Annotated in this window: 11 protein-coding genes and 1 pseudogene; all 12 read right to left on the bottom strand. The window is 34.9% G+C overall.

Features of this window, described 5'->3' with window-relative positions:
- Positions 1 to 164: 164 nt before the first annotated feature.
- Positions 165 to 683, bottom strand: coding sequence for a DUF3828 domain-containing protein (locus JMN12_RS13795; protein WP_088594867.1), 519 nt, complete (start codon positions 681 to 683; stop codon positions 165 to 167).
- Between the two features lie 9 nt (positions 684 to 692).
- A complete protein-coding gene (locus JMN12_RS13790) occupies positions 693 to 1,235 on the bottom strand; it encodes a DUF3828 domain-containing protein (RefSeq protein ID WP_088594866.1) in 543 nt (180 codons plus the stop codon).
- Between the two features lie 148 nt (positions 1,236 to 1,383).
- The gene (locus JMN12_RS13785; RefSeq protein ID WP_088594865.1) at positions 1,384 to 1,887 is read right to left on the bottom strand and encodes a hypothetical protein; all 504 of its coding nucleotides are present in this window, start codon (positions 1,885 to 1,887) and stop codon (positions 1,384 to 1,386) included.
- 761 nt (positions 1,888 to 2,648) lie between these two features.
- Positions 2,649 to 2,876: pseudogene (locus JMN12_RS13780) on the bottom strand (IS1595 family transposase); the annotation flags it as partial.
- A gap of 72 nt (positions 2,877 to 2,948) precedes the next feature.
- Entirely contained in the window at positions 2,949 to 3,173 is a 225-nt protein-coding gene (locus tag JMN12_RS13775; RefSeq protein ID WP_227002900.1) for a nucleotidyl transferase AbiEii/AbiGii toxin family protein, read from the bottom strand.
- Between the two features lie 7 nt (positions 3,174 to 3,180).
- A complete protein-coding gene (locus JMN12_RS13770; RefSeq protein ID WP_088594864.1) occupies positions 3,181 to 3,492 on the bottom strand; it encodes a DUF6922 domain-containing protein in 312 nt (103 codons plus the stop codon).
- Between the two features lie 12 nt (positions 3,493 to 3,504).
- Entirely contained in the window at positions 3,505 to 4,272 is a 768-nt protein-coding gene (mazG, locus tag JMN12_RS13765; protein ID WP_002680700.1) for a nucleoside triphosphate pyrophosphohydrolase, read from the bottom strand.
- Positions 4,269 to 5,483 (bottom strand): ROK family transcriptional regulator, encoded by a 1,215-nt coding sequence (locus JMN12_RS13760; protein ID WP_088594863.1) that lies wholly within the window; start codon positions 5,481 to 5,483, stop codon positions 4,269 to 4,271. Before JMN12_RS13760 ends, mazG begins: the two co-directional genes overlap by 4 nt.
- A gap of 173 nt (positions 5,484 to 5,656) precedes the next feature.
- Entirely contained in the window at positions 5,657 to 6,901 is a 1,245-nt protein-coding gene (locus tag JMN12_RS13755) for an NAD(P)/FAD-dependent oxidoreductase (protein ID WP_203139813.1), read from the bottom strand.
- 22 nt (positions 6,902 to 6,923) lie between these two features.
- Positions 6,924 to 7,358, bottom strand: coding sequence for a PepSY-like domain-containing protein (locus tag JMN12_RS13750; protein WP_009750875.1), 435 nt, complete (start codon positions 7,356 to 7,358; stop codon positions 6,924 to 6,926).
- Between the two features lie 77 nt (positions 7,359 to 7,435).
- On the bottom strand, positions 7,436 to 7,864 hold the full coding sequence (locus tag JMN12_RS13745) for a PepSY-like domain-containing protein (RefSeq protein ID WP_088594860.1): 429 nt from the start codon (positions 7,862 to 7,864) through the stop codon (positions 7,436 to 7,438).
- Between the two features lie 2 nt (positions 7,865 to 7,866).
- Complete coding sequence (locus JMN12_RS13740; protein WP_009750877.1) at positions 7,867 to 8,313, bottom strand: PepSY-like domain-containing protein; 447 nt, start codon at positions 8,311 to 8,313, stop codon at positions 7,867 to 7,869.
- Positions 8,314 to 8,315 lie beyond the last annotated feature (2 nt).

Raw genomic sequence — 8,315 nt, 5'->3', positions numbered from 1 at the left:
TGAATTGGTGCAATTGTATCCTTATTTACTATTGTATCTCTTTTGATAGAGGAAATAGTATCTGTAGTATCATCAAAAGATGACACTTGGGTGTTGCTATTGTTGCAAGAAAACAACAATAAACACGCTGAAATAAAATAATAAATTTTTACCATCTGAATATTTTAAAAAATAATATCATCAATAATATACTTATCCTTCTTCTTAGCTACTTTTAATTGTACGCTATCATATCTATTTAAAAAGAAATCAAAAATATAAACATTATATCTTTTTGAATTTATCTTCTTTACTTTAAGAGAGTCTAACCATTTTAGGTTGGTATCTTGGGCTTTTACAATAGGATCTGAACTTAATTCATCTGAATTTACTTTCCGTATTAATTTACTTGATAGAAACTCCCTTTCTATTTCCCTTAATTCTTCTTCGCAAAACTCCCCACAAGGCATTTTATCTTGCTGTCTGATGTACTTATCATAAAATTCTAAAATCATTTTTGTAGCTTCATCAGTTTCTTCTTTAGGAGCTTGAATTGGTGCAATTGTATCCTTATTTACTATTGTATCTCTTTTGATAGAGGAAATAGTATCTCTAATATCATCAGAAGATGATATTTGGGTATTGCAATTGTTACAAGAAAATAACAATAAACACGCTGAAATAAAATAATAAATTTTTACCATCTGAATATTTTAAAATATAATATCATCAATGATGTACCTGTCCTTCTTCTTAGCTACTTTTAATTGTATGCTATCATCATATCTGTTTTCATAAAAGTCAAAAAGATACACATTATATCTTTTTGAATTTATCTTCTTTACCTTAATAGAGTCTAACCATTCTATGTAAATATCTTGGGCATTTAGAATAAAATCCATATCTCTATCTTCAGTAGGTTTTATTTTTTTTATCAATTTATTTGATAAATAGTTTTTCTTAATTCTTATTAATTCATCTTCACATTTTTTTTCTTCTTCATATGAATCAGAGCACAGTATTTTATCTTGTTGCCTGATGTACTTATCATAAAATTCCAAAATCATTTTTGTAGCTTCATCAGTTTCTTCTTTAGGCACTTGAATTGGTGCAATTGTATCTTTTTCTACTATGGTATCTCTTTTGATAGAGGAAATAGTAGCTGTACTATCATCGAAAGATGATACTTGGGTATTGCAATTGTTACAAGAAAACAACAATAAACACGCTGAAATAAAATAATAAATCTTTACCATCTGAATATTTTAAAATTAACTTCTCTTTTTTCTTCTTTTCTCTTTTTATAATCATTTTCATAAGCAGTTCCAAGCCAGAAACGTCTTTGCACAAAATCTGACACCTATTTCTCTCCAATAAGTTTTATTTGTGTTAGGATATACGGACTTATTCATTGAAAAAAATGTCAATAATTTTATCATCTATTTGTATTTCTATAGGATATAACTCTTTTGTCTTTCCGCCCTGTTTGTATAAAATCAATGTCCAAGGATTGTCTTTGGATACCTGAATTATTTTTTCCCCTATTTTTAGGATTTCGCCTATTTTTATGTTTATTGTATCTATTCTTTTTTCTAATGCAAGATCGCTTGCCATTGTCATATAAAAAGTAGCATCGTCTACCGTTGTATAGAAATCATCATCTTTTGACACATTCTTTAGGCTATCAAGGTAAAATAAGGTTGGTTCCACAAAGATAACATAATTCTTATCCTTTATTTCCCTTGTAATCCTCACATCGGTTATTTCTTGTACATAATCTGCTTCCTCAATGGTATCTATATCATTTTCAATATAGTTATTTTCTTGGGTATTGTGATTCTTGCAAGCAAATAATAGTAATAATATTACTATAGGGACTAATCTTGTTTTATTTGTATATGGTAACATCTGTTTTCTTTTAAAATTTTTGAGGTATCTATTTAGCTACATACTAATTGACTTAGGGAAACGTTACTTGATGTATTATCTTATGTAATGTAGGAAAATTCTTCCCATTATTACTAAGTCTGTTTTAAAGCGTTCAGTAAACTCTAAGAGGCTTTGTCCCTTAAATAATTCCATAATACATTAATTTTCAGAGTACAAATAATGAAATTATTTTAACACCTCAATAAAATATTTTTGAAAATAGATATTATTTATTTCAATTATTTTGAAAGAGCAGGTTCAACTACCAACTTATAAATTGAATAATAAAATTAGTAGTTCTGGTGTATAAATTAATAATACTACAAAAGCTAAACATATAAGAATACTTTTCAACAAATATTTTTTCTCTTTTGTAATGCTTGATAAATATATTGATAAAGATAGAAATGTTATCAATGTAATTATGCAAGGAACAATTACAGCAAAAATAAGCAAAAAGGGGATTGTAGTTTCATTCTCAGTATTACATTCTATATAATACGTTTCAGCTATTGATATTACACAAACTATTAATGTAAATATATTCATAAACATAAATGTCTTCTTAGGGATTTTTGTGTCGAATGTTATCGCATACCCTGCAAGGCAACTTATCAGTACAGTATATTGTAAAACAATCATATTCTATTCAATTTTATATGAATACTCATCTATTTCAAAATTCCCCTCTTCACAAGATCTCATAATTTGATCCCATAAATTCTTATTGAGGTGTCAAGTTAATGGCATATTAACAGAGGTTGGAAAATAGGTTTTCTTTCAAGCATTCTTTTTATTAAACTGTTAAAGATAGTCTCTTTGCTTTGTGAGCGATTAATTCTAAAACTGTATTCCGCTAAATATCGGTCTATGTTAAATTCTGATACCCAAGAATATATACCTCGTATCCGAGACTTTACTTGATGTATTACCTTATGTAATGTAGGAAAATTCTTCCCATTATTACTAAGTCTGTTTTAAAGCGTTCAGTAAACTCTAAGAGGCTTTGTCCTTTGAATAATTCCATAATACATTAATTTTCAGAGTGCAAATGTATGAAAATACTTTGACGCCTCAATACTATTTAAATAAACACTATCTCCAAAGATATTTTTAATCTCTCCAAAAAGAGCAGTATTAGCATCTTTACTTGAATTTTTGTTGTATCTAAAGATGTCTAAGTCAACTGAAATACGATGCTCATATCGAAAAGCTAAATTAGTACCTCCCACTAAACAATAATCAGAGAGAAGTTCTAACTCCATCAGTTTTCTAAGCAGTTTTTTTTGAGGCTCTTCTATGGCTTTGCTGTCTTTTAGTAACATAATTATAAATATATCTGTAATAATTTCTACATACAGCATCAACTTCAGGAGAGCGTTCTACTGCTTTTAGAATATCATCTAGAGAAAAAAGACTTTCGATGAAATGTATTTCCTTATCAGTGCCACGCATTAGGGTGCGAGCAATCATAAAGTACTTGTTTTTTTTTAAGCTAAGATCTTCAAAGCGGCAGTCCCAAAATACACGGGGATGAATATTGGCTTTGAACTCTTTGTCTAAGGTGTCTAAATCTGTGGTCATAGTTTTGTTGTTTTATAGGTTTTTAGCTTCTTGCCAATAGGTCTCCATTTCTTGCAAGGTCATATCTTTGAGCGATTTGCCTTGTGCCGTAGCTTTTTCTTCTAAGTACTGAAAGCGTGCAATAAACTTGCGATTGGTGCGCTCTAAGGCATCTTCGGGGTTTACCTTTAAAAAACGGGCATAGTTGATAAGACTAAACAGCACATCGCCAAACTCACTTTCTATATTGCTTTGCTTTTGAGCTTTTACTTCGGCGTGTAGCTCATCTATTTCTTCTTTTATTTTTGCAAAAACATCGTCGATATTGTCCCAATCAAAACCTACACCAGCAGCTTTATCTTGTATGCGAGTGGCTTTCACTAAGGCAGGCAGACTCTTGGGTACACCACCCAAAACGCTTTTGTTGCCCTCTTTGAGTTTTATTTTTTCCCAATTGCGCTTTACATCTTCCTCGTTGTTTACCTGCACATCGCCGTAAATGTGGGGGTGTCGCTCAATGAGTTTTTCGCATACGCCATTGGCTACATCGGCGATATTGAAACTGTTGGTTTCACTGCCTATTTTGGCATAGAAAACGATATGCAAGAGCAAGTCGCCTAATTCTTTTTTTACTTCTTGGAGGTCGTTGCTAAGGATAGCATCGCCTAATTCGTAAGTTTCCTCAATAGTGAGATGGCGCAAACTCTGCATTGTTTGCTTTTTGTCCCACGGACATTTAGCGCGTAGGTCGTCCATTATGTTGAGGAGTCGCTCGAAAGCTACTAATCGTTCGTCTTTCATATCAATCCGATGAATTTACTTCGGGCGAGGAGGCTGGCGCCTAAAAGTCCTGCTTTTTCACCCAATTTAGATACTTTAATAGTGGAATCTTTACTTACTAAGTTTAATGAATATTTTCTAATGGCACTTCGCAAGGGTAGCATTAGGTAGTCGCCGGCGTAGGCGAGTGTTCCTCCAATAACAACCAATTCGGGGTTGAAAAGGTTGATGAGCCCCGCAATATGTTTGCCTAAAGAGTTTCCTATTTCTTCAATCAGCTCAATGGCGAGCATATCTTCTTGTAGGGCAACCTCTATGATGTCGTTCAAACTTACGGGTGCTTTGGGGTCGTATCCGTTTTTTTGAGTAAGCAAAGAGGAGTGTCCGCTGTGCAGTTTTTCCAAGAACTTGCGGTGTAAGGCTAAGCCAGAAGCTTCTGTTTCTAAACAACCTTTTTTACCACAATGGCAGAGTATTTCGTTGCCAAAGGCTGGAATATGTCCAAACTCTCCTGAAAATCCTGACTTTCCATAGTATAGCTGTCCGCCTACGATAATGCCGAGCCCTAAGCCCCAACTAACGTTTACATACAAGATGTTTTTCTCGCCGTTTACACATCCTTTGATATATTCACCGTAAGTCATTGCACGAGAATCATTGTCGATAGAAACATTGATATTCAGTTCATTCTCAAACATTTCGGTAAGAGGGCGTTCATCGAAATAGAAACTGCTATAACTATGCCCCGTGAGGGTGTTTACACGTCCGGAGATATTGATACCCATACTGAGGATTTTGTGTTTGGGTACTTTTGATTTGTGAATAAATTGATTGATGATTTCACAGAGTCTTTGAAATCGTTCTTGAGGCTGAGATTCGGTGAAAGGAATAGAGAGTTCTTCACTGATGAGTTCACCTTTGAAGTCGGTGACACCTATATTTACGTGAGAATGGCATATATCTATCCCGATGAAGTAGCCAGAGCTTTGGTTGAGCCCATAGATATTGGGGCGACGACCTCCAGAGGTTTCTATTTTACCAAAATCCATTACGATGCCGTCGTCAATGAGTTCACCTACCATTTTGGTAACGGTGGGCACGCTGAGATCTAATTCTTTACCAAGGTCGGCAAGAGTGTTGTCGCCATTGTTGATGTAGTAGCAAATGATATCCTTTTTAAGGGAAGCACTGCGAATGCCTGCTTTTATATCATCTAAAAATTTAAGTCCCATAATTTGCTATTTTATTATATATTAATTACGATGGCAAAGTTAAGGATATTTTTTTGAATTGAAGCAAGAATTAGAGATTATTTTTTTGTGTTGAGAATTGATTATAAGTTAATTTTACTTTGCAAAAGTCTTTAAACTTTGATAAAGTTTGTGATACAAAGATGATTTTGAGTCTATTTACTGTTTTTTACTACAAAATTTTCAGCGATGATATAGCCTCCCGTCCAAGCGTTTTGAAAGTTGAAGCCTCCTGTAATAGCATCGATATCGAGTACTTCGCCAGCTAAGTAGAGATGAGGGTGTAGCTTGCTCTCATAGGTTTTGAAGTTGATTTCGGAGAGTTTTACCCCTCCAGCTGTTACAAATTCTTCTTTGAAAGTAGCTTTACCTTCTATAGGAAAACGGCATTGGGTAAGTATTTTGGCAAGATGGCGCAGTTGCGATTTGTTGAGCTCTGCCCATAGTTGTGCAGGAGCAATACCAGCGCTATCTAAAAGGGAATTCCACAAGCGTTTAGGGAGTTCAAACAATGTGAAATTTTGCATCGTTTTGCGTCCGTTTTGTTGTTTGCAATCTTGTAAAAAGAGAAGCGTTTCGTCGTAAGTAAGTGCCTCGCTGTTGTGAGCAGTGAAGTTCACTTCCATCAGGCATTGGTAGTTACATTCTGCTAATATGCGAGCTCCCCAAGCTGAGGCGCGCAACACCGCAGGGCCACTAAAACCATTGTGTGTGAAGAGCAGTGGAGCGGTTTCGGTGATTTTGAGCGATTTACCTCCTTGGCTAAACAAGTGTACTGTAGCATTTACTGCAATTCCTGAGAGCTCTTTTGCCCATTGAGTAGAAGTGTTAAAAGTGAAAAGTGAGGGAACAGGGGGGATAATTGTATGCCCTAAAGAAGCTAATAGTTGCCATATTTTAGGGTTGCTGCCCGTGCTAATTACCAAATTACGAGCCTTATAGGTTGAGTTAGATGTAGTGATTTCCCAACTTTCGGAAGTAGGGGAAAGGGCTTGTACGTTCTGTTGAGTGAAGACTTGAATGTGGTGTTTTTTGATTGCGTTGAGAAAGCAGTTTACAACGCTTTCTGAAGAATTAGAAGCGGGAAATACACGACCGTCTGGTTCTGTTTTGAGAGAAACACCGTGTGCTTCAAACCATTCCATAGTATCGCCGCACATAAAGCGGTGAAACGGACTGAGGAGTTCCTTACTGCCTCGCGGATAGTTTTTTACGAGTTCTTGAGGGGTAAAAATAGCATTGGTGAGATTACAACGGCCCCCACCCGAAATTTGCACTTTGTGGAGCACATTTTTACTTTTTTCGAGGATAGCGATTTTAAAATCAGGACGGTTTTCGGCGGTATTAATAGCGGTGAAGAAGCCTGCGGCTCCTCCACCGATAATGATTAGGTCATACATTCAATTAACAATTAATGGGAGATTATTTTACTCCAATAAAATTGAATTTATCGTCGAATTTGAGTTCTTGATCGTCAGTAAGTTCGGCTTCGTATCTCTTTTTGGTGAGATTGCGGGATACTTCTTTGATAGATTCAAAAGGGAAGGTGGCGCGTACGTGAGCCAATATTTTTTCGGGTACTACGTGATCAGGTACTTTGCCGTGACGCGCTTTGAGTTCTTTCCAATCGCCGTTGCCATTGAACTCTATTTCAAGTCCGTCGCGGAAGATAACAGTGTACTCCTCGTCGTTGTAATCAGTATCTTTCCAAACAGAAGCGATATGGTCTACCAGAAAATGTTCACGCACGAAGTTGATAGCATCAGCAGGAAGGTCGTTAAAAGTTACTTTAGAGTCTTGAGCAGATGCAGCGCTAAAGCTAAGTGTAGCAGCGATGAGTAATAAAAAACGTTTCATTTGAGTTGTCTATTTTTTAAGAGTTTAACTGTTTAGTTTTAAGAAAGTCAATAGGGATTGAACAATCAATAGAGAAATTATCTTGCTTTAACAAAATTGAAATTTTCGTCAAAATTAAGTTCTTTTTTATTAGAAAGTTCAGTTTTGTACCCTTTTTTATCGAGATTACGCAATACTTTTCTGACAGACTCAAGAGGGTAATTAGCTTGTATATAGCCTAATACTTTTTCAGGAACTAAGAATACTGAAAATTTTTCATTGTTTATTTTAGCTTCTTTCCATTCGCCGTTGTTATTAAACTCGATTTCAGTTCCTTCATTAAAAATAACAGTGTATATGTTGTCATTGGTATTTTTCCATACTGAAGTAATATCATTAGCTAAGGAGCGATTATCTATATAGTTGATAGCTTCAGACGGAAGATCGTTAAAAGTTATTTTTTTGTTTTGAGCAGAGGCTGCACTAAAAGTAAGTGTAGCAACGATGAGTAATAAAAAGTATTTCATATTTAGTCGTCAATTTTTAAGAAATTACCATTTAAGTTAAAGAGAAGTTCTACGTTGTTAGTAAGGTCGATTTCGTATTTGGTACGCCCTTTTTTGATTTCTTTAATCATTGCTTTAGGGAACTTTTTGTGTACGTATTTAGCTATTTTAACAGGAACGATTTTAGGTGATACTTGTCCGTTACGGGCTTTTACTTCTTTCCAGTTGCCATCAGCGTGAAATTCTACTTCAGTGCCGTCGGCAAAAAGTACAGTATATTCTTCTACTTTACCTTTTTCAGTATCTTGCCATACCGAAACGATATCGTTAGCAGAAAAATATTGATTTACAAAAGTTTGTGCGTTGGCAGGCAAGGCGCTGGCAGGCACAAGTCCTTCGTCCTGAGCAGTAGCTATTCCAAAAACTAATAATGAAAAAGCTATTGTTGATAGTGTTTTAAGTGTATTCATCT

The sequence above is a fragment of the Capnocytophaga genosp. AHN8471 genome, from assembly GCF_016806945.1.
GTDB classification, from domain to species: Bacteria; Bacteroidota; Bacteroidia; order Flavobacteriales; family Flavobacteriaceae; genus Capnocytophaga; species Capnocytophaga periodontitidis.
Note: the sequence above shows the minus strand (reverse complement) of the source record. Positions and strands in the feature narration are given on the sequence as shown.

Excerpts from the sequence above, each read along its gene's own strand:
- JMN12_RS13795 (WP_088594867.1), bottom strand. The coding sequence starts at position 683 with ATGGTAAAAATTTATTATTTTATTTCAGCGTGTTTATTGTTATTTTCT.
- JMN12_RS13790 (WP_088594866.1), bottom strand. The coding sequence starts at position 1,235 with ATGGTAAAGATTTATTATTTTATTTCAGCGTGTTTATTGTTGTTTTCT.
- JMN12_RS13785 (WP_088594865.1), bottom strand. The coding sequence starts at position 1,887 with ATGTTACCATATACAAATAAAACAAGATTAGTCCCTATAGTAATATTA.
- JMN12_RS13775 (WP_227002900.1), bottom strand. The coding sequence starts at position 3,173 with ATGGAGTTAGAACTTCTCTCTGATTATTGTTTAGTGGGAGGTACTAAT.
- JMN12_RS13770 (WP_088594864.1), bottom strand. The coding sequence starts at position 3,492 with ATGACCACAGATTTAGACACCTTAGACAAAGAGTTCAAAGCCAATATT.
- mazG (WP_002680700.1), bottom strand. The coding sequence starts at position 4,272 with ATGAAAGACGAACGATTAGTAGCTTTCGAGCGACTCCTCAACATAATG.
- JMN12_RS13760 (WP_088594863.1), bottom strand. The coding sequence starts at position 5,483 with ATGGGACTTAAATTTTTAGATGATATAAAAGCAGGCATTCGCAGTGCT.
- JMN12_RS13755 (WP_203139813.1), bottom strand. The coding sequence starts at position 6,901 with ATGTATGACCTAATCATTATCGGTGGAGGAGCCGCAGGCTTCTTCACC.
- JMN12_RS13750 (WP_009750875.1), bottom strand. The coding sequence starts at position 7,358 with ATGAAACGTTTTTTATTACTCATCGCTGCTACACTTAGCTTTAGCGCT.
- JMN12_RS13745 (WP_088594860.1), bottom strand. The coding sequence starts at position 7,864 with ATGAAATACTTTTTATTACTCATCGTTGCTACACTTACTTTTAGTGCA.
- JMN12_RS13740 (WP_009750877.1), bottom strand. The coding sequence starts at position 8,313 with ATGAATACACTTAAAACACTATCAACAATAGCTTTTTCATTATTAGTT.